Source organism: Rhodococcus sp. IEGM 27 (genome assembly GCF_033142305.1).
Classification (GTDB): Bacteria; Actinomycetota; Actinomycetes; order Mycobacteriales; family Mycobacteriaceae; genus Rhodococcus_F; species Rhodococcus_F oxybenzonivorans.
Map to the genome: position 1 here is coordinate 247,249 of NZ_JAWLSG010000002.1, position 24,082 is coordinate 271,330.

General features: G+C 65.8%; 27 protein-coding genes. 21 read left to right on the top strand and 6 right to left on the bottom strand.

Annotated features, from left to right (window positions below):
- The first annotated feature begins 3 nt into the window (after nt 1-3).
- The 5 genes from rplS (at nt 4) to R4P95_RS07535 (ending at nt 3,335) form a co-directional block, all read left to right on the top strand.
- On the top strand, nt 4-345 hold the full coding sequence (gene rplS, locus R4P95_RS07515; RefSeq protein ID WP_072687550.1) for a 50S ribosomal protein L19: 342 nt from the start codon (nt 4-6) through the stop codon (nt 343-345).
- 81 nt (nt 346-426) lie between these two features.
- Nucleotides 427-1,206, top strand: coding sequence for a signal peptidase I (gene lepB / locus R4P95_RS07520; protein WP_109330959.1), 780 nt, complete (start codon nt 427-429; stop codon nt 1,204-1,206).
- A complete protein-coding gene (locus R4P95_RS07525) occupies nt 1,203-1,883 on the top strand; it encodes a ribonuclease HII (protein WP_317746509.1) in 681 nt (226 codons plus the stop codon). The genes lepB and R4P95_RS07525 overlap by 4 nt, the downstream gene beginning before the upstream one ends.
- A 59-nt stretch (nt 1,884-1,942) precedes the next feature.
- The gene (locus tag R4P95_RS07530) at nt 1,943-2,260 is read left to right on the top strand and encodes a DUF2469 domain-containing protein (protein WP_005240496.1); all 318 of its coding nucleotides are present in this window, start codon (nt 1,943-1,945) and stop codon (nt 2,258-2,260) included.
- Between the two features lie 25 nt (nt 2,261-2,285).
- On the top strand, nt 2,286-3,335 hold the full coding sequence (locus tag R4P95_RS07535) for a patatin-like phospholipase family protein (protein WP_317746511.1): 1,050 nt from the start codon (nt 2,286-2,288) through the stop codon (nt 3,333-3,335).
- Here R4P95_RS07535 and R4P95_RS07540 read toward each other — a convergent pair.
- Nucleotides 3,332-3,706: a hypothetical protein gene (locus R4P95_RS07540; protein WP_213571658.1), complete on the bottom strand. Its 375-nt coding sequence runs from the start codon at nt 3,704-3,706 to the stop codon at nt 3,332-3,334. The genes R4P95_RS07535 and R4P95_RS07540 overlap by 4 nt on opposite strands.
- 298 nt (nt 3,707-4,004) lie before the next feature.
- Here R4P95_RS07540 and R4P95_RS07545 point away from each other — a divergent pair, with 298 nt between their 5' ends.
- From R4P95_RS07545 to R4P95_RS07560, 4 genes are all read left to right on the top strand, one after another.
- Complete coding sequence (locus tag R4P95_RS07545; protein ID WP_213571659.1) at nt 4,005-4,361, top strand: YraN family protein; 357 nt, start codon at nt 4,005-4,007, stop codon at nt 4,359-4,361.
- Nucleotides 4,361-5,869, top strand: coding sequence for a YifB family Mg chelatase-like AAA ATPase (locus R4P95_RS07550; protein WP_317746512.1), 1,509 nt, complete (start codon nt 4,361-4,363; stop codon nt 5,867-5,869). Before R4P95_RS07545 ends, R4P95_RS07550 begins: the two co-directional genes overlap by 1 nt.
- Nucleotides 5,866-7,041 carry a DNA-processing protein DprA gene (gene dprA / locus R4P95_RS07555; RefSeq protein ID WP_317746513.1) on the top strand — a complete coding sequence of 392 codons (1,176 nt, stop codon included), beginning with the start codon at nt 5,866-5,868 and terminating at the stop codon, nt 7,039-7,041. The genes R4P95_RS07550 and dprA overlap by 4 nt, the downstream gene beginning before the upstream one ends.
- A gap of 348 nt (nt 7,042-7,389) precedes the next feature.
- Nucleotides 7,390-8,169 carry a siderophore-interacting protein gene (locus tag R4P95_RS07560; protein ID WP_213571662.1) on the top strand — a complete coding sequence of 260 codons (780 nt, stop codon included), beginning with the start codon at nt 7,390-7,392 and terminating at the stop codon, nt 8,167-8,169.
- A 15-nt stretch (nt 8,170-8,184) separates the two neighbouring features.
- Here the strand turns inward: R4P95_RS07560 and R4P95_RS07565 are convergent, their stop codons facing one another.
- On the bottom strand, nt 8,185-9,354 hold the full coding sequence (locus tag R4P95_RS07565) for a multidrug effflux MFS transporter (protein ID WP_317746621.1): 1,170 nt from the start codon (nt 9,352-9,354) through the stop codon (nt 8,185-8,187).
- A gap of 85 nt (nt 9,355-9,439) precedes the next feature.
- Between R4P95_RS07565 and R4P95_RS07570 the strand changes: the two genes are divergently transcribed.
- Nucleotides 9,440-10,366: a tyrosine recombinase XerC gene (locus R4P95_RS07570; protein ID WP_213571663.1), complete on the top strand. Its 927-nt coding sequence runs from the start codon at nt 9,440-9,442 to the stop codon at nt 10,364-10,366.
- A 75-nt stretch (nt 10,367-10,441) separates the two neighbouring features.
- A complete protein-coding gene (locus R4P95_RS07575) occupies nt 10,442-11,515 on the top strand; it encodes a MinD/ParA family protein (protein ID WP_317746514.1) in 1,074 nt (357 codons plus the stop codon).
- A 9-nt stretch (nt 11,516-11,524) separates the two neighbouring features.
- Here R4P95_RS07575 and R4P95_RS07580 read toward each other — a convergent pair whose 3' ends face one another.
- Nucleotides 11,525-12,049: a M23 family metallopeptidase gene (locus R4P95_RS07580; RefSeq protein WP_317746623.1), complete on the bottom strand. Its 525-nt coding sequence runs from the start codon at nt 12,047-12,049 to the stop codon at nt 11,525-11,527.
- Between the two features lie 332 nt (nt 12,050-12,381).
- Between R4P95_RS07580 and rpsB the strand changes: the two genes are divergently transcribed.
- The 6 genes from rpsB to R4P95_RS07610 all read left to right on the top strand — a co-directional run bounded on the left by rpsB (nt 12,382) and on the right by R4P95_RS07610 (nt 17,373).
- Nucleotides 12,382-13,260 (top strand): 30S ribosomal protein S2, encoded by an 879-nt coding sequence (rpsB, locus tag R4P95_RS07585; protein WP_208961341.1) that lies wholly within the window; start codon nt 12,382-12,384, stop codon nt 13,258-13,260.
- Nucleotides 13,261-13,373: 113 nt separating this feature from the next.
- On the top strand, nt 13,374-14,201 hold the full coding sequence (tsf, locus tag R4P95_RS07590; protein ID WP_109330921.1) for a translation elongation factor Ts: 828 nt from the start codon (nt 13,374-13,376) through the stop codon (nt 14,199-14,201).
- 173 nt (nt 14,202-14,374) lie between these two features.
- A complete protein-coding gene (gene pyrH, locus R4P95_RS07595) occupies nt 14,375-15,103 on the top strand; it encodes a UMP kinase (protein WP_109330919.1) in 729 nt (242 codons plus the stop codon).
- A gap of 33 nt (nt 15,104-15,136) precedes the next feature.
- The gene (frr, locus tag R4P95_RS07600) at nt 15,137-15,694 is read left to right on the top strand and encodes a ribosome recycling factor (protein WP_317746515.1); all 558 of its coding nucleotides are present in this window, start codon (nt 15,137-15,139) and stop codon (nt 15,692-15,694) included.
- Between the two features lie 28 nt (nt 15,695-15,722).
- Nucleotides 15,723-16,652, top strand: a complete 930-nt coding sequence (locus R4P95_RS07605; protein WP_397517645.1) for a phosphatidate cytidylyltransferase — start codon at nt 15,723-15,725, stop codon at nt 16,650-16,652.
- Nucleotides 16,653-16,662: 10 nt separating this feature from the next.
- Nucleotides 16,663-17,373: a class I SAM-dependent methyltransferase gene (locus R4P95_RS07610; protein WP_213571666.1), complete on the top strand. Its 711-nt coding sequence runs from the start codon at nt 16,663-16,665 to the stop codon at nt 17,371-17,373.
- Here R4P95_RS07610 and R4P95_RS07615 read toward each other — a convergent pair whose 3' ends face one another.
- Both R4P95_RS07615 and R4P95_RS07620 read right to left on the bottom strand, forming a co-directional pair.
- Nucleotides 17,374-18,228, bottom strand: a complete 855-nt coding sequence (locus R4P95_RS07615; protein ID WP_317746516.1) for an HpcH/HpaI aldolase/citrate lyase family protein — start codon at nt 18,226-18,228, stop codon at nt 17,374-17,376.
- 83 nt (nt 18,229-18,311) lie between these two features.
- The gene (locus R4P95_RS07620) at nt 18,312-18,725 is read right to left on the bottom strand and encodes a lipopolysaccharide assembly LapA domain-containing protein (RefSeq protein ID WP_317746517.1); all 414 of its coding nucleotides are present in this window, start codon (nt 18,723-18,725) and stop codon (nt 18,312-18,314) included.
- 114 nt (nt 18,726-18,839) lie between these two features.
- Here R4P95_RS07620 and rlmN point away from each other — a divergent pair, with 114 nt between their 5' ends.
- Nucleotides 18,840-19,949, top strand: coding sequence for a 23S rRNA (adenine(2503)-C(2))-methyltransferase RlmN (rlmN, locus tag R4P95_RS07625; RefSeq protein ID WP_109330913.1), 1,110 nt, complete (start codon nt 18,840-18,842; stop codon nt 19,947-19,949).
- An 85-nt stretch (nt 19,950-20,034) separates the two neighbouring features.
- On the opposite strand, the gene R4P95_RS07630 is transcribed toward rlmN, so the two are convergent.
- Nucleotides 20,035-20,304 (bottom strand): DUF2631 domain-containing protein, encoded by a 270-nt coding sequence (locus R4P95_RS07630; protein WP_213571669.1) that lies wholly within the window; start codon nt 20,302-20,304, stop codon nt 20,035-20,037.
- 120 nt (nt 20,305-20,424) lie between these two features.
- Here R4P95_RS07630 and dxr point away from each other — a divergent pair, with 120 nt between their 5' ends.
- The 3 genes from dxr to ispG are packed head-to-tail and all read left to right on the top strand — an operon-like array spanning nt 20,425 to nt 24,008.
- The gene (gene dxr, locus R4P95_RS07635; RefSeq protein WP_213571670.1) at nt 20,425-21,582 is read left to right on the top strand and encodes a 1-deoxy-D-xylulose-5-phosphate reductoisomerase; all 1,158 of its coding nucleotides are present in this window, start codon (nt 20,425-20,427) and stop codon (nt 21,580-21,582) included.
- Nucleotides 21,583-21,588: 6 nt separating this feature from the next.
- The gene (locus R4P95_RS07640) at nt 21,589-22,809 is read left to right on the top strand and encodes a site-2 protease family protein (RefSeq protein ID WP_317746518.1); all 1,221 of its coding nucleotides are present in this window, start codon (nt 21,589-21,591) and stop codon (nt 22,807-22,809) included.
- Between the two features lie 41 nt (nt 22,810-22,850).
- Nucleotides 22,851-24,008 carry a flavodoxin-dependent (E)-4-hydroxy-3-methylbut-2-enyl-diphosphate synthase gene (ispG, locus tag R4P95_RS07645; protein WP_213571672.1) on the top strand — a complete coding sequence of 386 codons (1,158 nt, stop codon included), beginning with the start codon at nt 22,851-22,853 and terminating at the stop codon, nt 24,006-24,008.
- The last annotated feature ends 74 nt before the right edge of the window (nt 24,009-24,082 follow it).

Sequence of the window (24,082 nt, forward strand, 5' to 3'; positions counted from 1 at the left end):
CCGATGAACACGCTCGATTTCCTGGACAAGAAGTCCCTCCGCGACGACATCCCCGACTTCCGTCCCGGTGACACCCTGAACGTGCACGTCAAGGTCATCGAAGGCTCCAAGGAGCGTGTGCAGGTCTTCAAGGGTGTCGTCATTCGCCGCCAGGGCGGCGGCGTCCGCGAGACCTTCACCGTCCGCAAGGTGTCCTTCGGCGTCGGCGTCGAGCGCACCTTCCCCGTGCACAGCCCCAACCTGGCCCAGATCGAGGTCGTCACCCGCGGTGACGTTCGTCGCGCCAAGCTGTACTACCTCCGCGATCTCCGTGGCAAGGCTGCCAAGATCAAGGAAAAGCGCTGAGCTTTCCCAGAAGCCCGGCACTGCGTTCGCGCAGTGCCGGGCTAATCTGATTTCGTGACAGATTCTTCGAAGGAGCGGGCATTGTCGTCGGAATCCGATACCACCGGCGATCCCGCGGTCGCATCCGCCCCTGCGGGTGCGACAAAGCCGGAGAAGAAGCCCCGCTCTTTCCTGCGCGAGTTGCCGATCCTCATTCTGGTCGCGCTCGTGCTGAGTTTTCTTCTCCAGACCTTCATCGCCCGCGTCTATCTCATCCCGTCGGAGTCGATGGAACCCACCCTTCACGGATGTGCCGGGTGCACCGGCGACCGCATCGTCGTCGAAAAGGTCGGTTACCACTTCGGTGAACCTCAGCCGGGTGACGTCATCGTCTTTCGTGGTCCCGACTCCTGGTCGCAGGATTTCGTCTCCATTCGTTCCTCGAATGTGGTGGTTCGCGGCGCACAAGAACTCGGTTCATTGGTCGGCCTCGTGCCGCCGGACGAGAACGACCTGGTCAAGCGAGTGATTGCCACCGGCGGCCAAACCGTCGAATGCTGCGACGAACAGGGACGCATCCTCGTCGACGGCAAACCCCTCGACGAGCCGTACGTCGTGACGGACTTCCCGTTCGTGCCCGGTTCGCAGGCCTGCGACACCGCGCTGAAGTCGGCGCGCTGCTTCGGTCCGGTTACCGTCCCGGAGGGGCACGTGTGGGTGATGGGTGACAACCGCAGCAATTCGGCGGACTCGCGATATCACGTCGGCGACGACATGCAGGGCACCATTCCGCTCGACAATGTCATCGGCAAGGCGGTCGTTATCGCATTGCCACCGTCGCGGATGGGCACCATCAGCTCCCCCGATATTCAGGGCAAGTGACTTCCTGGCCGCCACGTATCGTCATCCGCAGGTCGGCTGGTCTGCGGACGATGGAATCGGCCCTCATTCGTAGCGGGCTGGGGCCGGTGGCGGGCGTGGACGAGGCGGGCCGGGGAGCATGTGCGGGTCCACTCGTCGTAGCGGCCTGCGTCCTGGCCCCCAAGCCCTATCCCGCCCTGGCTCGGCTCGACGATTCCAAGAAGCTCACCGAACGGACGCGTGAGGAGCTCTACCCGGCTATCACCCGGCTTGCCCTGGCATGGAGTGTCGTGTCCATTTCGGCCGAGGAGGTCGACCGCATCGGAGTACACGTTGCCAACATCGAGGGCATGCGTCGGGCGGTTGCCGGGTTGTCCACCACGCCGGGTTACGTCCTCACCGACGGTTTCCGCGTGCCGGGTATCCCCGCTCCCTCCTTGCCGGTCATCGGCGGTGACGGCGCGGCGGCATGCATCGCGGCCGCGAGCATCCTGGCGAAGGTCACCCGCGACCGCGTCATGGTGGAGATGGACGACGAGTATCCGGGTTACGGGTTCGCGATCCACAAAGGCTATTGCACATCCGCACACACGAGCGCGCTCGAGGCGTTGGGCCCCTGTCGCCAGCACCGCCGGTCGTGGGCGAACGTCGCCGCGGTACGGAACCGAGTGCAGGGCACCGCGGCACCGAGTGGATAACCGTTCGGAAAGTGCGAGATGATGACTATTCACACCAGAGCAGGAGGACTCCGAGACCGATGAGTGCCGAGGATCTCGAGAAGTACGAAACCGAGATGGAGCTGTCGCTCTACCGCGAGTACCGGGACATCGTCGGTCAGTTTTCTTATGTCGTGGAGACCGAGCGCCGGTTCTATCTGGCCAACTCGGTGGAGTTGCTGCCGCACAACGCGGATGGTGAAATCTACTTCGAGCTGCGCATGTCCGACGCGTGGGTCTGGGACATGTATCGGCCCGCGCGGTTCGTGAAGTATGTCCGGGTCATCACCTTCAAGGATGTGAACATCGAGGAACTGGACAAACCTGACCTACGGCTGCCCGACAACGGGTTGTCCTGAGGTTTCGTCCACGTACGATCAGCCGATGGCCGAACAGAGGCGCGTTGCGCTCGCTCTGGGCAGCGGGGGAGCGCGCGGTTATGCGCACATCGGAGCGATTCAGGTGCTCGAGGAGCACGGTTTCGAGATCGTCGGGATTGCGGGGTCGTCCATGGGCGCTCTTGTCGGGGGTGTGTACGCGGCCGGAAAGCTCGACGACTTCACGCGCTGGGCGTTGAGCCTGACTCAGCTCGATGTGATGCGCCTGCTGGATCTGTCGGTCTCGGCTCCCGGTGCCATTCACGCGGAGAGAATTCTCCAGAGAGTTCGTGAGGTACTGGGCGAGGTCCGGATCGAGGACCTTCCTATTCCGTATACCGCGGTCGCGACCGATCTGGCAGCGGGACGATCGGTGTGGTTTCAGCGGGGGCCTGTCGACGCCGCGATCCGAGCATCGATCGCCATCCCCGGAGTTATCACGCCCTCCGTGCTCAATGGTCGCGTACTTGCCGACGGCGGGGTGCTCGATCCGTTGCCCTTGGCCCCCCTCGTGGCTGCGGGGCCGGCGCTCAGAATCGCGGTCAGCCTGGGTGCCGACGACAGGGAAAACCGGTCTCAGGCTCCCGAGAACGCGAGCGCGGACTCGCGACCTGTCGACGAGTGGCTCGCGAGGTTCCGCCGCAGTACTGCCCAGCTCCGTGAACTGGATATCGTGCGATCGGTCGTCGGCCGATTCGGTACTGCCCATGCGGAGCTCGATTCGCTGGACGACACGGTCGAGGTGCCGGGCGGGGACAGCGTGAATGCGGGCGGGGCGATGGCTGTTCCCAAGTTCAGCCGATTCGCAGTGATGAACCGCTCGCTGGACATGATGCAGGCAACACTGGCTCGATACCAGCTCGCTGCGTACCCACCGGACGTCCTCGTCCGCATTCCGCGCACCGCATGTCGCAGTCTCGACTTCCATCGCGCGGCGGAGATGATCGAACTGGGTCGCGCCCGCACCGAAAGTGCTCTTGCTGACGCCGGACTGACTGCCACGGTCGAGGACTCTGCCGGCTTCACCGGATCGGACACCGGCATGTCGGGGACCTAGCCCCGCTCCGAACCGAGGTCGTACGTCGAGCCGTCCCGGCGAGTCACGCGCAGAGCGAGGATGCCGTGGGCGTTCATCATCCGGCACACGTCGTCGCGATCGTCGTAGAAGACGCTCACCCGTAGCTCCCGGCACTTGTCGAGTTTCAATTCAGGCGCTTGGCGCGGATGGTCGAACCTGACCTCGTACACCGGTATGGCGGTACTGAATCCCAGTGTTCGAACGTCACGTTCGACGGTGCCTGCGGTGCGATCCCCGACGGCGGAAATGATGACCACGTCGTGGCCGGCCGACCGATGCATGTCGGCGAGCTCGCGAAAATACTCGGGATAGTGGCTGATGACCTGCCAATAGTCGAATCCGACCACCATGGCGCCGACTCTCCTTCTCGTTCTCCGGTGCACGTTCTTTCGTCCAGCATTCCGCCCGGTGCGGTCGGCCGCCAGTGAAGTTCGAATCGTGAGCGTGTTTTCCGAGCTTGACACGATTGACCAGCGGTTCGAGTGCTGATCCGAGGCGTAGATCGCCTAGTTGTCCACAACCTGTGGTTGCTCCACAGGTCAATCTTTTCGACCAGTTCGTAGGGTCCCGCACGATTCGCCCGGCGGCACAGTGATGGAGGGGCGCGGTCCGCATCGGTGGACCGCCGGGGAGTCGACGGAGGCTGCGATGGCGCACAATCTTGCGCTCGGCGCACATGGGGAGGATCTGGCGGCCCGGTATCTCACCGATGCGGGTATGGAGATCGTCGACCGCAACTGGCGGTCGCGGTACGGGGAGGTCGATCTCGTTGCAGCAGAGGGTGACTGGCTCGTATTCGTCGAGGTGAAGACACGCCGCGGTCTCGGTTTCGGTAGCCCGGCCGAGGCGGTGACGTTTTCCAAGCAGCGAAGGATCCGATTGCTGGCGGTGGAATGGCTGCGCGACTCGGGCCGGCATTGGTCCCGGGTGCGGTTCGATGTCGTTGCGATCATGGTGAACCGTGCCGGGGAACCACAGATCGAGCATGTCCGGGACGCGTTTTGATGGCGCTGGGGCGCGCGCATTCGGTAGCGGTGACGGGGGTGGACGGTCAATTGGTGGAAATCGAGGCGGACATCGGACGCGGTCTTCCGGCCGTGCACCTCGTGGGACTCCCGGACACGGCGCTACAGGAGGCGCGCGACCGAATTCGCGCCGCCGTGACGAATTCGGGCGAACAGTGGCCGGATTCGAAGGTCATCCTGGCCTTGTCGCCGGCGACCTTGCCGAAAGTCGGGTCCGTATACGACCTCGCACTGGTGGCGGCGGTGCTCGATGCGGCCAAGCAGGTCAAGCGTGATCGGCTCCGTGAGACGGTACTGCTCGGCGAACTCGCGCTCGACGGCCGGCTCCGTGCGGTGCGCGGTGTGCTCCCAGCGGTGCTCGCGGCCAAGAACGCGGGATGGTCGACGGTCGTGGTACCCGTACAGACCTTGCCCGAGGCCGGGCTCGTCAGCGGGATCGAGGTCCTGGGCGCGCGTGATCTGCGGTCCGCTGTCGCATGGATGCGCGGCGAGTACGAACTCGAGTATCCCGAACCGACGGAGCGTCTGATTCAGCCTGTGCGCGGCGACCTCAGCGAGGTGGTCGGTCAAGCGGAGGCGCGCTGGGCCATCGAAGTCGCCGCGGCCGGTGCGCACCACCTCATGCTCACCGGCCCACCCGGAGTCGGCAAAACGATGCTCGCACAGCGGCTTCCGGGCATACTGCCACCGCTGACCGAAGACGAATCGCTCGAGGTGACCGCGATTCACTCGGTGGCGGGCCTGCTGCCACCGGATAGGCCACTGATCGACGCCCCACCCTTCATCGCGCCACACCACACGGCTACGGTCAGCGCCCTCGTCGGCGGGGGCAGTGGCGTCGCGAGGCCGGGCGCCGTGAGTCGTGCACACCGGGGCGTGCTGTTTCTCGACGAATTCGCCGAAATCGGCACCAAGGTACTCGAGGCCCTTCGTACGCCCCTGGAGGACGGCGAGGTGCGGATCGCCCGCCGGGACGGTGTGGCGCGCTACCCCGCTCGTTTCCAGTTGATCCTCGCCGCGAACCCGTGTCCGTGTGCCCCGGCCCGTGAGGCCGACTGCATCTGCGCTCCGACGGCGAGGCGGCGGTATCTGGGGAAATTGTCGGGGCCGCTCCTCGATCGTGTGGACCTGCGTGTGCGGATGCAGGCGGTGGCGACCGGCGCGTTCATCGACGAGATCGGTGAGAGCACCGAAAACGTCCGCCGGCGGGTGGCCGATGCCCGCGCCGCGGCCGGGGAGCGCTGGTACGACCACGGTTGGCGTACCAACGCGGAGGTGCCGGGGCCGGCTCTGCGCCAGAAGTTCCGCTTGTCCCGGCCCGCACTCGCACCGGTGGAGCGTGCGCTGCAGAAGGGAATGATCACCGCGCGTGGCGCCGATCGGGCACTGCGGGTGGCATGGACGGTAGGCGATCTGGCCGGTCTCGCGATGCCCGGACCGGAGCAAGTGGTGACCGCCTTGGGATTTCGTGATCGGAGTTTTCAATGACTGTGGAGATTCGCGGCGGTACCGACAATCGGCCGGGTGCGCACGATCCGCGTCGGTTGGCCTGGGCCTATCTGTCGAAGGTGGTGCAAGGTCCGTGCCCGGCGCTGTCGCGACTCGTCGACGAGGTGGGACCGGAGGAGGCTGCGCGCGCGGTACGTGAACGGGATCTGTCGGAGTTGCTGGGGGAGAAGACTGTTGCGCGGGCGCACGTAGATACTGCTGCCCACGACCTCGAACTGGTGACCGGGATGGGTGGTCGGCTCATCACTCCCGACGACGACGAGTGGCCACAGTGGCGGCTACTCGGGTTCGACACTCTGTCGGCGTCGCGGGAGGACGGCGCGCCGTTTGCGCTGTGGGTGCTGGGTTCACGTTCGCTGACCGAGCTGACTGAACGCGCGATCTCTGTTGTGGGCACCCGCGCGGCGAGTGGCTACGGCGAACACGTCACTGCAGAGCTGGCGGGTGACCTCGCCGTCGACGGCTGGACCATTGTGTCGGGGGCGGCGTTCGGGATCGATGGCGCCGCGCATCGGGCGGCGTTGGGTGTCGGTGGTCTGACCGTGGCAGTGCTGGCATGCGGAGTGGACCGGGCGTATCCGGCCGGTCATGCCCGCTTGTTGCGCCAGATCGCGCAGAACGGCGCGGTGATCAGTGAGTATCCGCCGGGGACGACACCGGCGAAGTACCGATTCCTTGCCAGGAACCGGCTTGTGGCGAGTTTGTCCGACGGTGTCGTCGTGGTGGAGGCAGGGTGGCGCAGTGGTGCCCGGAACACGGCGAGTTGGGCGCGCAAGCTCGGGCGCCCGGTGATGGCGGTGCCGGGGCCGGTGACGTCGGTGTCCTCGACAGGGTGCAATCGCATGATCCGGGAGGGGGAGGCTCGTCTGGTGGCGAATGCGGTCGACGTGGTCGACGAGGCGGGTCCGATCGGGTTGCGTGCGGGAGTTGATGGTGATGTCGAACGCGATCTCGATGCCGTGCGTGCTCTCGACGGACTGTCGGGGGATGCATTGGTGGTGTATGAGGCGTTGCCGGCGCTCGGTGCCAGCGGAGTGCGAGAGCTGTCGGAGGCCTCCGGTATCGCGGTCGAGAAGGTGCGGGCGGTGCTGCCGATGCTCGAAATGGAAGGTTTCGTGGACTCCGGCGACACGGGGTGGTCGCGGCAGTGATGAAGATGGTCGGCGCTTCGTTCGGTGACGGGAAGCGCGAGTCGAAGCACCCGATCGGCTACGAGCTGAGGTACAACCTTCGTAGTGCTACCTCCCAATCGCAGACGAACCGGGCAAGGTTCGGGATCACGTAAGGAGTGAGACATGGGATCAGCGGGTGATCTGTGGCGGAACTTCGTCGCACACGTGTTGAGCTTGTTGATTGCGTCCGGCTCGTAGAGCCGAAAGCGGTGGGTCCGATCCTCTTCGGAACGGGTCGGAGTCCCGCTGTGCGAGGACGTTGGTTACCCCTCCTGTACCGTAGTTAGGTAAGACTAACCAACTTGATGTGTAGTGGAGAGGTGACGCATGGCCAAGCCGAGTGCCACATTGACCGTTCGCCGGACCGAGTGGCTGACCCCCCACATGGTTCGCGTTTTCCTGGGTGACCCAGGATTCGACAGCTTTGTGCCCAACGCGTTCACCGACGCCTACGCGAAGCTCGAGTTCGGCCCCAGCGAACAGCCCACGCTCCGCACGTACACGATCCGCTCGGTGAACTCTGTCGAGCGCGAGATCGCCATCGACTTCGTGGTCCACGGCGATGCCGGCGTCGCAGGGCCGTGGGCGGCAGCCGCCACGGCGGGTGACACTGTGCGGCTTCGGGGTCCCGGCGGCGCCTTCGCTCCGGACACCGCGGCCGACTGGTACTTGTTCGCCGGCGACGAGACCGCGATCCCCGCCATCTCGGCGTCGGTCGAGAAGCTCGACGCGGCAGCGAAGGGTTACGTCTTCCTCGAGGTGGCAGGACCGGAAGACGAGGTCGGCTTCGACGCACCGGCAGGGGTCGACATAGCGTGGATACACCGTGGTGACACAGCAGACCGAATCGGTGACGACGCGTCCGGAGACAGCGCGCCCCTTATCGGGGCGGTGAAGAACGCCGACTGGTTGTCCGGCAATCCGCAGGTCTTCATCCACGGCGAAGCGCAGGCCGTCATGCACAATCTGCGGTCCTATGTGCGACACGAGCGCGGAGTGCCGGCCTCCTCCGCATCGATTTCCGGCTACTGGCGTCGCGGGCGCACCGAGGAAGGCTTCCGCGTGTGGAAGTCCGAACTCGCTGCCAGCGAGGGCGCCGCGCGCTGATCTTCGCGGCGGGCGTTACGCCGTGTGCGTCCGCCGCGTCAGCAGCACGAGCGCGAGCATCGCGACGGCGCCCGAGAGCGGAATCGCTACAGCCATCGGGACCGCGGTGGCGGGGCCGGCGACTCCGACCAGAGGGGAGACGAGTGCCGCCAACCCGAACTGACCAGCACCCAACAGGGCGGAACCAGTTCCCGATGCCTCGGTCACCTCGCCTTGAGCAAGCGCGGTCGCATTTCCCATGACGAACCCGAGGCTCGCCACCGAGACGAACAACGGAACCAGGAGCATCCACCACGACGGGGCATCGATCGTTGTTGCGGCGATGAGCAGTACCGCGCCGCCGACAAGCAGCACCGTAACCCCGAACCCGAGCAGCTGACGGGCGCGGAAAGTGCCGAGCAGGCGCGTGTTCGCGATCGCGGCAATCACCATGCCCGAAGCATTGATCGCAAACACGATGGAGAACTGGCCGGGGCTGAGCCCCAGCACGTTCTGAACGACGAAGGGTGAAGCGGAAATATAGGCGAAGAGTGCACCGAATCCGAAGATGAACGTCAACGCATAGCCGAGATACACGCGGTTGCCGACCACATACCGGAGATTCCGGGCGAGAGCCGCGAGACCGCCTCCATGCCTTTTCTCGACGGGAAGTGTTTCCGGCACGAGCGTGAGCACGCCGAGCACCATCACGAATCCTGCGCCGGCGAGCACCCAGAAGATTCCCCGCCAGCCGACCGGGCCCAGTAGCGCTCCTCCGATCAGCGGAGCGATAACAGGCGCGACCCCGCCGATGATCATCATGATGCTGAAGAGCCGCGCGGCGTTGTCGCCGCGGGCGCGGTCCGCTATGCAGGCACGTGCGAGCACGATCGCGGCGCCACCACTGAGGCCCTGGAAAAGTCGTGCCGCGATCAGAGTCTGGACGCTCGGTGCCAGAGCACACACCATCGCTGCGATCGTCGTGACTACCGTGGCCGCGAGGAGAAGGCGTCGTCGACCCAGACCATCCGACAGTGGACCCACCACCAATTGGCCGATGCCGAGCCCGGCCATGAAGGTGGTGAGTGTGAGTTGAACACTGGGCGCCGACGTGCGCAGGCTCTCCGCCATGACGGGTAGTCCGGGCAGATACATGTCGGTGGCCAGCGGGGCGATCGCCGACAGCAATGCCAGCACACACAACATGGGAATGGAGATCGTTCGCTGCACGAATGAACTCTACCGGCGCGGCCGCTTGACTCGTCGTCCCCGCGCGGCGACTCTTGCCACCATGAGTACCGCCTTGCCGCCGCATCTCGAGACGGTACTCGACGAGTACGCGCGGCATCTCGGGCTCGAACGCGGACGCTCCCCGCACACGGTGAAGGCGTACCTCGCGGACGCGAGATCGCTGATGCACCACTGGCTGTCGACAGCGCCCGGCGCACAACTCGCGGAATTGGACATCCGGGTGCTGCGTTCGTGGCTGGCCGGCCAGTCTGCTGCGGGAGTCGCGCGCACGACACTCGCTCGGCGGACGTCGTCCGTGCGAAACTTCACAGCCTGGTTGTTACGTACGAGGCGAATCCCGCTCGACCCGGGCGCCAGGCTGGGCGCGGCGAAAGCGCACCGGACGTTGCCGGCGGTTCTGCGACAGTCGCAGGCCGCCGACGCCATGGACGCCGCGGAAACGGGTGCGCGGGAGCAGGACCCCCTTGCCCTGCGTGATCGCCTCATCGTCGAAATGCTCTACGCCACGGGTATTCGGGTCGGTGAACTGTGCGGGCTGGACCTCGGCTCGGTGGATCGCGAGCGGCGGCTGCTGCGTGTGATCGGCAAGGGCGACAAGGAAAGGTCTGTGCCGTACGGCAAGCCGGCGGCCGAGGCGGTGGACGCCTGGATGCATATCGGCCGTCCGGCTCTGGCGACCGAGGCGTCCGGGCAGGCATTGCTGCTCGGGAAGCGGGGGAGGCGGCTGAATCAACGTCAGGCGCGGACAGCCGTTCACGAGGTTCTGTCCGCCGTACCCGGTGCCCCCGACCTCGGTCCGCACGGACTCCGGCACACTGCGGCAACGCATCTGCTCGAAGGCGGAGCCGATTTGCGCGTGGTCCAGGAACTGCTCGGTCACGCGAGCCTGGCCACCACTCAGCTGTATACGCATGTGTCCGTGGCGAGGTTGCGCGCCGTGCACGATCAGGCGCATCCCCGCGCCTGAGCCCGTTTGGTAGCGTCGCTCCACGAATCGGCAGTTTTTCTGCACTATCCCGGGGGAATCGTGGACCGCGAAAACGTGACAGGGCCGCAGCCGGCGTGGCTGAACGACGGCGGCGAAGCACCGAGGGGGACCGCGGCTACGGATCCGTGGGGGCAACAGTCGTGGGACGAACACCCTCCGGCGACGAGCCAGCATCAGATCAGCAACCAGGACCTGGTGGCGGATGCCCTGCTCAGGCGGCCGCGACGTGCCCCCGCCCGCGGGTGGCGGCGGGGTCTGCACCGGCTGACGGGTGGAACGCTGAATCCGGGGGAGTCCTCGGGGGAAGCGCGCGACGCCGCACTCCTCGCCCGTATTCGGCAACCGATTCAGGGGGATTACCGGATAGCGTTCCTGTCCCTCAAGGGCGGTGTCGGTAAGACGACGACCACCATCGGACTGGGCTCGACATTCGCGTCCTTGCGTGGAGACTGCGTCATCGCTGTCGACGCAAACCCCGACTTCGGGACGCTGGCGCAGCGGGTACCTCTTCAGAACCATTCGACGGTCCGCGATCTCATTGCGGCTGAGTCGACGATCCGCCGCTATTCGGATGTTCGCGCGCACACGTCGCAGGCGCCGAGTCGGCTCGAGGTGCTGGCGAGCGAACAGGACCCGGCCATCTCCGAGGCCTTCAGCGAGGACGACTACCGCCGCGTGATCGACATCCTGCAGGTGTACTACAACATCATCTTGACGGACTGCGGCACGGGCATCATGCACTCTGCGATGAACGGCGTTCTGCAACTGGCAAATTCGTTGGTTCTGGTCAGCTCGCCCGCGATCGACGGAGCGCGGAGCGCGGCGGCCACTCTCGACTGGCTGGGGCATCACGGTTACGGTCACCTCGTCTCCCGCACCGTCGTGGTGATCAGTGCCGCCAGGCCGGGGTCGTCCGGAATCGATATGACGGGACTGGCCAATCACTTCCTGCAGCGCTGCCGGGCTGTGAAGGTGGTGCCTTTCGACGAGCATCTCGCGGAGGGGTCGGTCGTCGATCTCGACCTCGTGCGACCGCAGACACGTCAGGCATTCGTCGAACTCGCGGCGATGGTGGCCGACGACTTCCCCGAGTCGGCTGGCCGGCACGCCGTCGCGGAATGGCGGTAACTCCCCGGATCACCGCGGAACGACGGGTTTCAGCCGTATCGGTGCCACCCGGACCAGACCCAACGGGTCGAGATAGACGCGGTCGCGGCGAAGGCCCCAGTGCAGGCACGCGGCGACGGGCGCGATACAGCCCGGATGCCCGGGTTCGAGCGTGCCGAGCACGGTTCCCCTGCCTACCCGGAGACCGGCGGTGACGCGGGCGGTGACCGGTTCGTACGTGGTGCGGAGCCCACCGAGGTGGTCGACGGACACGACGGGTTTGCCGGCCACCGTGCCGGCGAATACCACTACCCCTTCCCCCGCAGAGAGCACCGCTTGATCCGGCACGCCGCCCAGATCGACGCCGCGGTGACCGGGAAGCCAGTCGTGCTCCGGATTGTCGAACACCCGGACGACGCGTGGTCGTGGGTGGAGTGGCCAATCGAACTCCGCGGTGGGAGCCGCGTCGGCGGGCGTGGCGGCGACGACCGAGGCACACAGCACGGTGGCGACGGCGACTGTCGACACCAGCGTCCGAAGGGTTGTACCGATCATCGTCACGGCTCGAACCATGCCGCAGTCCGGAGACCCGAACCCGGCGCCCGGGGAATCTGTGGACAGGTCCGGCTCGATCCACAGATGCGCGGGCACCACTTGCGCGACGGGCGCGTGTGTGCCCGGGAGACGGCACGGTTAGGGCGAACGCCACCGAGGCCGTACACTGATCGAGCGGTCTGTGCTCGCACAGTCCGACTTCGCGCGCCCGCGCAGGTTATCGGCCATCGGCTGGTCTCGCATCTCGGTGTGAGTTCCGGTGGTCACGGGCGTCAGGGCACAGCATCACCGATGCTGTGCATCAACCGGCAATGAAAGAGAGATACACAGCCATGGCTGTTGTAACAATGAAGCAGCTGCTCGACAGCGGCACACACTTCGGTCACCAGACCCGTCGCTGGAACCCGAAGATGAAGCGATTCATCTTCACCGACCGCAACGGCATCTACATCATCGACTTGCAGCAGACGCTGACGTACATCGACAAGGCGTACGAATTCGTCAAGGAGACCGTTGCCCACGGCGGCACCGTTCTCTTCGTCGGCACCAAGAAGCAGGCCCAGGAGTCCATCGCGGCCGAGGCCACTCGCGTCGGGATGCCCTACGTCAACCAGCGTTGGCTCGGCGGCATGCTCACCAACTTCACCACCGTCCACAAGCGTCTGCTCCGCCTCAAGGAACTCGAGTCGATGGAGCAGAGCGGTGGCTTCGAGGGACGCACCAAGAAGGAAATCCTCATGCTCACGCGTGAGATGACCAAGCTGGACCGCACCCTCGGCGGTATCCGCGACATGGCCAAGGTTCCTTCCGCGGTGTGGGTCGTCGACACCAACAAGGAGCACCTGGCGGTTGCCGAGGCTCGCAAGCTCAACATCCCGGTCATCGCGATCCTGGACACGAACTGCGACCCCGACCTCGTCGACTACCCGATCCCGGGTAACGACGACGCCATCCGCAGTGCCGCGCTCCTCACCAAGGTCGTCGCTTCCGCAGTGGCCGAGGGCGTGCAGGCCCGTGCCGGACTGAGCGCCGACAAGGACGCGAAGCCCGAGGCCGGCGCCGGTGAGCCCCTCGCCGAGTGGGAGCAGGAACTGCTGTCCCAGGCGACCCCCGCGGACGAGGCCGCTGCTGCTCCGGCAGCCGAGGCGCCCGCAGCCGAAGCGCCCGCAGCCGAAGCTCCCGCAGCAGAGGCACCGGCCACCGAGGCCTGATCCGATGACAACGGCCCTGACCAGAAGCTCGAGTGGTCAGGGCCGTTTCACGGTCTGCACCGAGTACTACCCTGACTTACGTCCCGACAGACATATGAGGAGGCTCGCTCACCATGGCGAACTACACCGCCGCTGACGTCAAGCGGCTCCGCGAGCTGACCGGCTCCGGAATGATGGCCTGTAAGAACGCCCTCGCCGAGGCCGACGGCGACTTCGACAAGGCTGTCGAGCAGCTGCGCATCAAGGGTGCCAAGGATGTGGGTAAGCGTGCGGAGCGCACCACGGCCGAGGGCCTGGTCGTTGCCAAGGACGGCGTCCTGCTCGAGATCAACTGCGAGACGGACTTCGTCGCCAAGAACGAAGACTTCCTGAAGTTGGCCGAGTCGATCGTTTCGGTCGCCGCCGCGGAGAAGCCCGCCGACATCGACGCCCTCAAGGCCCTCGAGCTCGACGGCAAGACTGTCGACACCGTCGTGCAGGAACAGTCCGCGAAGATCGGTGAGAAGCTCGAACTGAGCAAGATCGCGTCCTTCGACGGGCCCGTTGCCGTCTATCTGCACAAGCGCAGTGCGGACTTGCCGCCCGCCGTCGGCGTTCTCGTCGAGTACACCGGCGAAGGCGACGCTGCGGCCGAGGCCGCTCGCGCCGCAGCCATGCAGGTTGCCGCGCTCAAGGCCAAGTACGTGACGCGCGACGAGGTCCCCGAGGACATCGTCGCCAACGAGCGCCACATCGCCGAAGAGACCGCCCGCGCGGAGGGCAAGCCCGAGCAGGCGCTGCCGAAGATCATCGAAGGCCGTGTCAACGGGTACTTCAAGGACGTCGTGCTGACCGAGCAGTCCTCGGTTCAGGATTCCAAGAAGTCCGTGAAGGCGATCCTCGACGAGGCCGGCGTGACGATCAAGCGCTTCGTGCGTTTCGAGGTCGGTTCTTCGAGCTAGTCGTGTCAGTCGTATGACCCCGTCGGACGAGTGCGCTCGCCCGGCGGGGTCTACGTGTGCCGCCCCTGCCTCGATGAGGCAGGATGAGGATGGCCGTCTGTAGGTGTCGAGCCGGCCCGTCGGTCCGCTCGGCTGTAGTGGAACCGACGAGTGCGGATGAACCGAGGAGAGCAATGTCCGAACCAGCCAGCGAACGTCCAGGATTTCATCGAGTCCTTCTCAAACTCGGTGGCGAAATGTTCGGTGGCGGGAAGGTCGGCCTGGACCCTGACGTGGTGACCAAGGTCGCCGAACAGATCGCCGGAGTCGTGCGGTCCGGCGTGCAGGTGGCGGTAGTGATAGGCGGCGGAAACTTCTTCCGCGGTGCCGAACTGCAGCAGCGAGGCCTCGACCGTGCTCGTTCCGACTACATGGGCATGCTCGGCACCGTGATGAATTGCCTTGCACTCCAGGATTTCCTGGAGAAGGAAGGCGTCGACAGCCGCGTGCAGACAGCGATCACCATGGGGCAGGTGGCCGAGCCGTACATCCCGCTGCGCGCGCAGCGTCATCTCGAGAAGGGGCGCGTCGTGATCTTCGGGGCGGGGATGGGAATGCCGTATTTCTCGACCGACACCACGGCTGCCCAGCGGGCTCTCGAGATCGGCGCCGAGGTGGTGCTGATGGCGAAGGCGGTCGACGGCGTATTCACGGCGGACCCCAATCTCGACCCCACCGCGACGATGTACACGCAGATCACCCACCGCGAGGTCATCGAACAGGGACTCAAGGTGGCCGATGCGACCGCATTCAGCCTCTGCATGGACAACGAAATGCCGATCATGGTGTTCAATCTGCTCACCGAGGGCAATATTGCCAGGGCAGTATCTGGTGAGAAGATCGGAACGCTCGTCAAGTCATGACGAATCGATGCAGAACGACATGGAGGAACGGCCGTGATTGATGAAGCTCTCTTCGAAGCCGAGGAGAAGATGGAGAAGGCTGTCACGGTGGCCAAGGATGACCTGGGTTCCATCCGGACGGGCCGGGCGAACCCTGGAATGTTCTCGCGCATCGGTATCGACTACTACGGTGCGTTCACCCCGATCACACAGCTGGCCAGCATCAACGTCCCGGAGGCGCGGCTGGTGGTGGTCAAGCCCTACGAGGCCTCTCAGCTCGGACCGATCGAGAACGCGATCCGTAACTCCGATCTGGGCGTCAACCCGTCCAACGACGGCAACCTGATCCGCATTTCCGTGCCGCAGCTCACGGAGGAACGCCGCCGCGAACTCGTGAAGCAGGCGAAGGCGAAGGGCGAGGACGCGAAGGTGTCGGTGCGCAACGTGCGCCGCAAGGCGATGGACGAACTGTCCCGCATCCAGAAGGACGGTGAAGCCGGCGAGGACGAGGTCGGGCGCGCCGAGAAGGAACTCGACAAGACGACTGCTCGTTACGTCGCGCACATCGACGAGCTGGTGAAGCACAAGGAAGCCGAGTTGCTCGAGGTTTGAGCGCGGGACGAGGAGTGGATCGGGGACAGTGACCGTGCCAACAGAACACGGGACGCCAGGGGGGCCAACGTCCGAGGGCGAGCCTTCCGCGCAGTCGGAGGGAACGCGCCCCGCACAGTCGGAGGTGCCCCCGGCCACAGGATCGAAGGCGGGAAGGAACCTTCCCGCCGCGATCGCTGTCGGCGTCGGCCTCGGAGTCTCACTGATCCTGATACTCGTGTACGTACCGCTGGTGTGGATCGGTGTCGTGTCCGTCGCGATGGCCGTTGCCACCTGGGAGGTCACCAAGCGGTTGCGGGAAGCGGACATCAGCGCTCCTCGGATACCGTTGCTCGTGGGCGGGCAGGCCGTACTGTGGCTGGCCTGGCCATTCGGCCCGGAGGGTGTGCTCAGCGCGTTCGCGGGTACCGCTCTGGTGTGCATGGTGTGGCGCCTGTTCGACCACGGACTCAAGGCGACCCCACGGAATTATCTGCGGGACACGGCGATCACCGTATTCGTGGCCGCGTGGATTCCCCTTCTGGCCTCGTTCGCGGTGCTGATGGTGTTGCAGGACGACGGGGCGGGCCGGGTGCTCTGCCTCATGATCGGGGTGGTCTGCTCCGACGTCGGTGGTTACGCCGCCGGAGTTCTCTTCGGTAAGCATCCGATGGTGCCGGCGATCAGCCCGAAGAAGTCGTGGGAGGGTTTCTTCGGTTCCCTGCTGTTCTGCGTGATCGGCAGCCTGCTCACGGTCACCCTCATCCTCGGCGAGAACCCGATGATCGGTGTACTGCTCGGTGTGGTCCTGGTGGTCACGGCCACGCTCGGTGACCTCATCGAATCCCAGGTGAAACGTGAACTGCGGATCAAGGACATGGGCACCCTTCTTCCCGGACACGGCGGAATCATGGACCGTCTCGATTCCCTGCTGCCGTCGGCGTTCGTGACGTGGCTGGTGCTCACGGTCCTCGTGTGACCGACCGGCCGTGACCATTCCCAGCCCCAACATCTGGCACTGGCCCGACACCTACGAGCTCGAGAACCGGGCGCAGGACGTCGACGGTGCGCTGTTCCGGCATCTACGGTCCTCCCTGGACTGGGAAGGCAAGACCGTCGTCGACATCGGCTGCGGTTCCGGTTTTCATCTTCCGGTCTTCGCCGAAGCAGCGAGCACCGTGATCGGTGTCGAACCGCATCCACCTCTACTCGACCTCGCCCGGCAGCGGGTCTCCGGCCTGTCCCACGTGCGAATACTTGCCGGATCGGCCGAGCAGATTCCCCTCGAAGACTCGAGCGTCGACCTGGTGCACGCCCGAACCGCCTACTTCTTCGGCCCAGGATGCGGACCGGGAATACTCGAGGCGATGCGGGTGCTCCGACCGGGAGGAGCGCTCGCGGTCATCGATCTCGACGCGACGGCGGAGCCCTACGGTGCATGGATGCGTGCCGACATGCCGCACTACAGACCGGCCGCGGTCGAAGCCTTCTTCGCGGCGCAGGGGTTCGACCTGACCCGGGTTCAGACGCGGTGGCTCTTCCCGGATCGGGAGTCGCTGCGCCGAGTCCTGGGCATCGAGTTCACCCGAAGCACCGCGGCGAAAGCCTATGCGCAGACGCCCGGCCTGGCCGTCGACGTGCGCTACCGCGTGCACATTCGCCGAAAGCCGGCCGGGCTGGAAGTACCGCGTACCGAGTGATTACGGACGCGGCGCGATGTGGAACAGCTTCGCGAGCGCGTGAATCTTCTTCGCCTTCGCGAGTTTGGGCAGGTCACTACCATCGCGTACCCGCGATCCGTCTTCGCCGAGGGCGGCGATCACATCCATCGCCCACTCGGCTTCGGCGGGGGAGGGGCTGAGCGCATCATTCACGGACGCCGTCTGAGCGATGGTCATGCACAGCTTCCCGGTCATTCCCATCGACAGCGTGAGCGCCGACGCGCGCACCAGCGCCTCGACGTCCGAACCGAGGGTAGGCCCGTCGATCGGTGCGGCGATCCGGGCGGCGCGGCTCGCGATCGTCAGCCGTGAGCGCGGATAGGCCATGGCCAGCGGCGAATCGTCCATCCCCGTGTCGCGCCGGAAGTCGCCGCTACCGAAGGCGAGCCGGAAAGTCGCCTCGGCGCGAGCGATCTCCGGCGCAGCTTCGAGACCCATGGCGGATTCGACGAGAGCGAGCACCTTGGTCCCCGCGGGAAGGCGATCGGCTGTGGCGTCGACCTGCATTCCACTCTCGGTCTTGGCGAGCATGACGCCCTCGAGTCCGGGGACGTCGTTCAGTGCAGCGAGGTCGTCTGCCCAGAAAGGGGTGGTTGCATCGTTGATGCGAACCCACGCCCGCCGATTCTCGCCGAGCCAGGCGACCACGTCGGCGCGCGCGCGAGGCTTACGGTCGGGGGTGACGGCGTCCTCGAGGTCGAGGATGACGGCGTCCGCGGCGCTCGCATGCGCCGCCTCGAAACCTTCGCGCTTGCCGGCGGGAACCAGCAGCCAGGATCGCGCCTGCTCGGCAGCGATGCGCGGTGCCGCAGTCGTCTCCATGTCGGCCTTCACAGTCGTACCGTTCCGGTGATATCCACGACAACCATCATGCGCGGTCGGCGCCGACCCGATCCACTTGCGTAACTATTGTTCAGTCAGTAATTAGTGTTCAGGCGTTGCTGCCGGTTTGCCGCTCGCCGGATCTGGATGATCCGGACTCCCCCGGCGAGGGCCATGATCACGGCGCCGGCGATCGATGCCAGCAACAACGACACGCCGAGCGGAAGCGTGAACTCCCAGGCGAACAGTTCGAGTGTTGCGCTGTCGAGGTTCTGCAGGATGAACACGAGAAGCAGTACGAGAACGATGATTCCGATGACGAGGCCGGTCCAGGTCGCGCCCGCCCGAGTGTGTCTGATGCCCTTCTTCCGTGCGACGTCCGGATGCTGGGGTCCTGGATGGGTGGTGTCCGGGTAGGGCGGATCGCCAGGCGTGGGCCCGCCGACTGGGCCACCGCCGGCCGGGACATCCGTAGGGGAATGCGAGGGGTCGTCCGGTGTTGTCGACATAACTCGATCTTCACCCACTCGGCGTGGTTCTGCACCCGCATCGGACGGCGGAATGGCGTCGATCACGTATCCGCGCGACATCGGCCCCCGAATCAATGGGACAATGGGAAAACTATGGCTGTCTCGCTCCCCCTCGTGTTCACCGCGCCCCGGCGCGGGATGCCGCCGCGGCATCTCGCGGACCTCGACTCCGCCGAACGCCGGAAGGTCGTCCAGGAACTGGGTCTGCCCGGTTTCCGTGCCGACCAGCTGGCCCGGCAGTACTACGCGCGCTTGGAGGCGGATCCGGAGAGGATGACCGATCTTCCGGCTGCGGTCCGGGAGCAGGTGGGGGCCGCCCTCTTCCCGACGCTGCTGACACCCGTCAAACATCTGGCGTGCGACGGTGGAGATACCCGGAAGACTCTGTGGAAGGCGAACGACGGAACACTTCTCGAGAGTGTTCTGATGCGATACCCCGACCGTGCGACCTTGTGTATCTCGAGTCAGGCCGGGTGCGGAATGGCGTGTCCGTTCTGCGCGACCGGCCAGGGCGGTCTGCAACGCAACCTGTCGACTGCCGAGATCGTCGACCAGGTGCGGGCCGCGGCCGCATCCCTGCGCGACGGTGAGGTTGCCGGAGGTCCGGGGCGCCTGTCGAATGTGGTGTTCATGGGTATGGGGGAGCCGCTCGCCAATTACAAGCGGGTCGTCGCGGCAGTGCGTCGTATCACTGCCCCGCCCCCCGAGGGCCTCGGTTTGTCGCAGCGTTCGGTGACGGTCTCGACGGTGGGACTGGCGCCTGCCATCCGCAAGCTCGCCGACGAGGATTTGAGCGTCACCCTCGCGGTGTCCTTGCACACACCCGACGACGAACTGCGCGACACCCTGGTGCCTGTCAACAACCGGTGGTCGGTAGCCGAGGTCCTCGATGCCGCCCGCTACTACGCGGACAAGTCGGGCAGACGCGTCTCGATCGAGTACGCCTTGATCCGGGACGTCAACGACCAGCCGTGGCGAGCGGACCTGCTGGGTAAGAAGCTGCGCAAGGCCCTCGGTCCCCTCGTGCACGTGAACCTCATCCCGCTCAACCCCACACCGGGCAGCGAATGGGATGCCAGCCCCAAGCCGGTGGAGAAGGAATTCGTCCGCCGCGTCATCGCGCAAGGTGTGTCCTGCACGGTGCGGGACACCCGGGGGCAGGAGATCGCCGCGGCGTGCGGCCAACTCGCCGCCGAAAACTGATTCGCCGCCACGAGTAGCGACAACAGGCACGCGAAAACCCCTCGCCGAGGACTTCGGGCGAGGGGTTTTCGTGGAAAGCAGGAGTTTACCGGGGCTTGCGCCGCCGGAGGATGTCGCGGACCAGGACGACGACCATGAGGCCTGCGCAGCCGACCAACCACAGGTCCTCGACCCGGCCGGTGTGGTTACCGATGATCATCAGCAGCAGGAACAGCGCGAAGAACCAGCCGAGGAAGCGGAACGTCTTGGGCGCTTCACCACTCCAGCCCCATGCCGCCGACGGGACCTCGGCCGTATCGACGTGTGCGGCCACGACGGGGTCGCTGGACGAGGGCTCCAACTGGGTACCGGCCACGATCGATCCTCCTGCAGATTCGGTTGCGCTACTCGCCATATCGTGACATACGACCGTCCGTCGTATGTACCGGGGCCATCCATGGCGGGCGACCGCTGTTCGATCAGGAACAATGGGTGGGTGGATGAAACCAGGCCCACCCGCGTCCTGCTGCTCGGCAGCACAGGTTCGATCGGCACCCAGGCGTTGGAGGTGATCGCGGCCAACCCCGGCAAGTTCTCCGTTGTCGGCCTCGCCGCCGGTGGTGGAAGTGTCGACCTTCTCGCACGGCAGATCGCCGAAACAGGTGTGACATCCGTCGCAGTCGCCGATCCGCGGGCCGCTGCCACACTCGAATGGCCGGGAGTGTTGAGCGGTCCAGGCGCGGTCACCGAACTGGTGAAGAACACCGAAGCGGACGTCGTCCTCAACGCCCTCGTCGGCTCCCTGGGTCTGGAACCGACCCTGGCCGCCCTGGAGTCCGGCGCGCGGCTCGCGCTCGCGAACAAGGAATCCCTCGTGGCGGGCGGGCCCCTTGTCACCGCCGCCGCGGCCCCCGGCCAGATCGTGCCCGTGGACTCCGAACATTCCGCGCTCGCCCAGTGCCTGCGCGGAGGCAGTGCAGACGAGGTGGCCCGCCTCGTTCTCACGGCCTCGGGCGGTCCCTTCCGGGGATGGTCCGCTCAGCAACTCGACTCGGTCACTCCCGAGCAGGCCGGCGCCCATCCCACCTGGTCGATGGGCCCGATGAACACGTTGAACTCCGCAACGCTGGTGAACAAGGGACTAGAACTGATCGAGACCCACCTGCTGTTCGGGATCGCGTACGACCGCATCGACGTCACGGTTCACCCGCAGTCGATCGTGCACTCGATGGTCACCTTCACCGACGGCTCCACGCTCGCACAGGCCAGCCCGCCCGATATGAAGCTGCCGATCGCGCTCGCGCTCGGCTGGCCGGACCGGGTCGCAGGAGCTGCCGCCCCGTGCGATTTCGCCAGCGCCTCCCGCTGGGACTTCGAACCACTCGACTCGGCAGTCTTCCCTGCTGTCGACCTCGCGCGGGAAGCCGGCAGGCGTGGCGGTTGCCTCACCGCCGTCTACAACGCTGCCAACGAAGTCGCGGCTCAGGCATTCTTGGACGGGATCATCCGATTCCCGGCCATCGTCCGCACCGTCGCCGCCGTGCTGTCCGAGGCGGACGAGTGGGCGGCGCCACCGGCTACCGTGGAGGACGTACTGGCCGCCGACGGCTGGGCGCGTGACCGAGCACGTCAGCTCGTCAAGCAGGAAGGCTAGAACTGCATGGTGTTCGCAGTGGGCGTTGTTCTCTTCGCCCTCGGAATCGCACTGTCGATCGCGCTTCACGAAGCGGGTCACATGTGGGTGGCTCAGGCCACCGGCATGAAGGTCCGTCGATACTTCATCGGTTTCGGCCCCAGAATCTTCTCCTTCCGCCGCGGTGAAACCGAGTACGGGCTCAAGGCCCTGCCGCTCGGTGGCTTCTGCGACATCGCGGGAATGACGGCCCTCGACGAACTCGCGCCGGACGAAGAAGACCGGGCCATGTACAAGAAGGCGACCTGGAAACGCCTCGTCGTGATGTCCGGCGGCATCGGCATGAACTTCCTGCTCGGTCTCGTCCTGGTGTACGTCCTTGCCGTCGGGTGGGGTCTGCCCGACCTCGACCGGCCCAGCCATGCCGAGGTCGGTTCGGTCGGCTGTGTGGCCGCCACCCAGGGTCCCGCTCCCGACTACGCGCTGTCCCCGTGCACCGGTACCGGGCCCGCCGAGGAGGCCGGTATCCGGGCGGGCGACATCATCGTCGCGGTGGACGGCAAGGAGACGCCCACCTTCGCGGACGTCGCCGCCGCAACGCGACCGCTGTCGGGTGCAGTGGACTTCACGATCGAACGGGACGGCACCGAGCAGACGGTCGTCGTTCCCGTCCAGCAGGTGCAGCGGTGGGTTCAGGAGGAGGGGGAGAGCCAACCGCACGAGGCGACCGTCGGTGCTGTCGGCATCGCCGCGCCGCCGGTCGTCGTCGAGCATTCGGCGGTATCCGCGGTCCCGGCCTCCTTCGAATTCACCGGTGACATGTTCGTCATGACGGCCGAACGTCTTGTGCAGATGCCGAGCAAGGCTGTCGACCTGTGGCACGCCGTGACCGGCGGGGAACGGGACCCGGAGACACCGATCTCCGTGTACGGCGCGAGCGTGATCGGCGGCCAGATCGCCGAACAGGGGATCTGGGAAGCGTTCGTTCTCCTCCTCGCGAGCCTCAACTTCTTCCTCGGCATGTTCAACATGCTCCCGCTGCTCCCACTCGACGGCGGACACATGGCGGTGACGCTCTACGAGCGAATTCGCGACTGGTTCCGGAGCAGGCGAGGGTTGCCCCGAGGCGGCCCCGTGGACTACCTGAAGTTGCTGCCCGTGACCTATGTCGTGATCGTCATCGGCGGCGCATACATGCTGCTCACCCTCACCGCCGACATCGTCAACCCGATCAAGCTCTTCCAGTGATCGCTAAACTCGGACCTGAAGCTACGAAAGAAGGCACCCACGTGACCAGCCCTGTCGGATTGGGTATGCCCGAAGGCCCGGCCGCCGTTCTCGCGCCCCGCCGTAAGACCCGTCAACTGCAGGTCGGGACAGTCGGCGTCGGCAGCGATTTTCCGGTGTCCGTGCAGTCGATGTGCACCACGAAGACCCACGACGTCAACGCGACCCTCCAGCAGATCGCCGAACTCACCGCGTCCGGCTGCGACATCGTCCGAGTCGCCTGCCCGCGCCAGGAGGACGCCGACGCACTCGCGACGATCGCGAAGAAGAGCCAGATCCCGGTTATCGCCGATATTCACTTCCAACCGCGCTACATCTTCGCGGCCATCGAGGCGGGGTGCGCCGCGGTACGCGTGAACCCGGGCAACATCAAGGAGTTCGACGGACGCGTCAAGGAAGTCGCCAAGGCGGCCGGTGACGCCGGCATTCCGATCCGCATCGGAGTCAACGCCGGGTCGCTCGACCCCCGGCTGATGCAGAAGTACGGCAAGGCGACGCCGGAAGCACTCGTCGAGTCGGCTCTGTGGGAAGCCGGGCTGTTCGAGGAACACGGGTTCGGCGACATCAAGATATCGGTGAAGCACAACGACCCGGTGATCATGGTGGAGGCCTACCGTCAGCTGGCCGCGCAGTGCGACTACCCCCTGCACCTGGGCGTGACCGAGGCCGGTCCGGCGTTCCAGGGAACGATCAAGTCGGCCGTCGCCTTCGGTGCGCTCCTTTCCGAGGGCATCGGCGACACCATCCGGGTATCGCTGTCGGCGCCGCCCGCTGAGGAGATCAAGGTCGGAACGCAGATCCTGCAATCACTGAACCTGCGCCCGCGCAAGCTCGAAATCGTGTCGTGCCCCTCGTGTGGGCGCGCCCAGGTGGACGTCTACACGTTGGCCGACGAAGTGACCGCCGGGCTCGAAGGCATGGAAATCCCGTTGCGCGTCGCCGTCATGGGCTGCGTGGTGAACGGTCCCGGCGAGGCTCGCGAGGCCGACCTCGGAGTGGCCTCCGGAAACGGCAAGGGCCAGATCTTCGTGAAGGGCAAAGTGATCAAGACTGTGCCGGAAGCGCAGATCGTCGAAACGCTCATCGAGGAAGCGATGCGCATCGCGGAAGAGATGGAGGGTGACGCGTCGGCCGGGTCCCCCGTCGTGACCGTCAGCTGACCCGCCCGCCCCTGGGCATCGAAACGTCTCCCGTTTCTGGCGTGTTCGTGGCAATCTGGTGGGCAGAACCACTA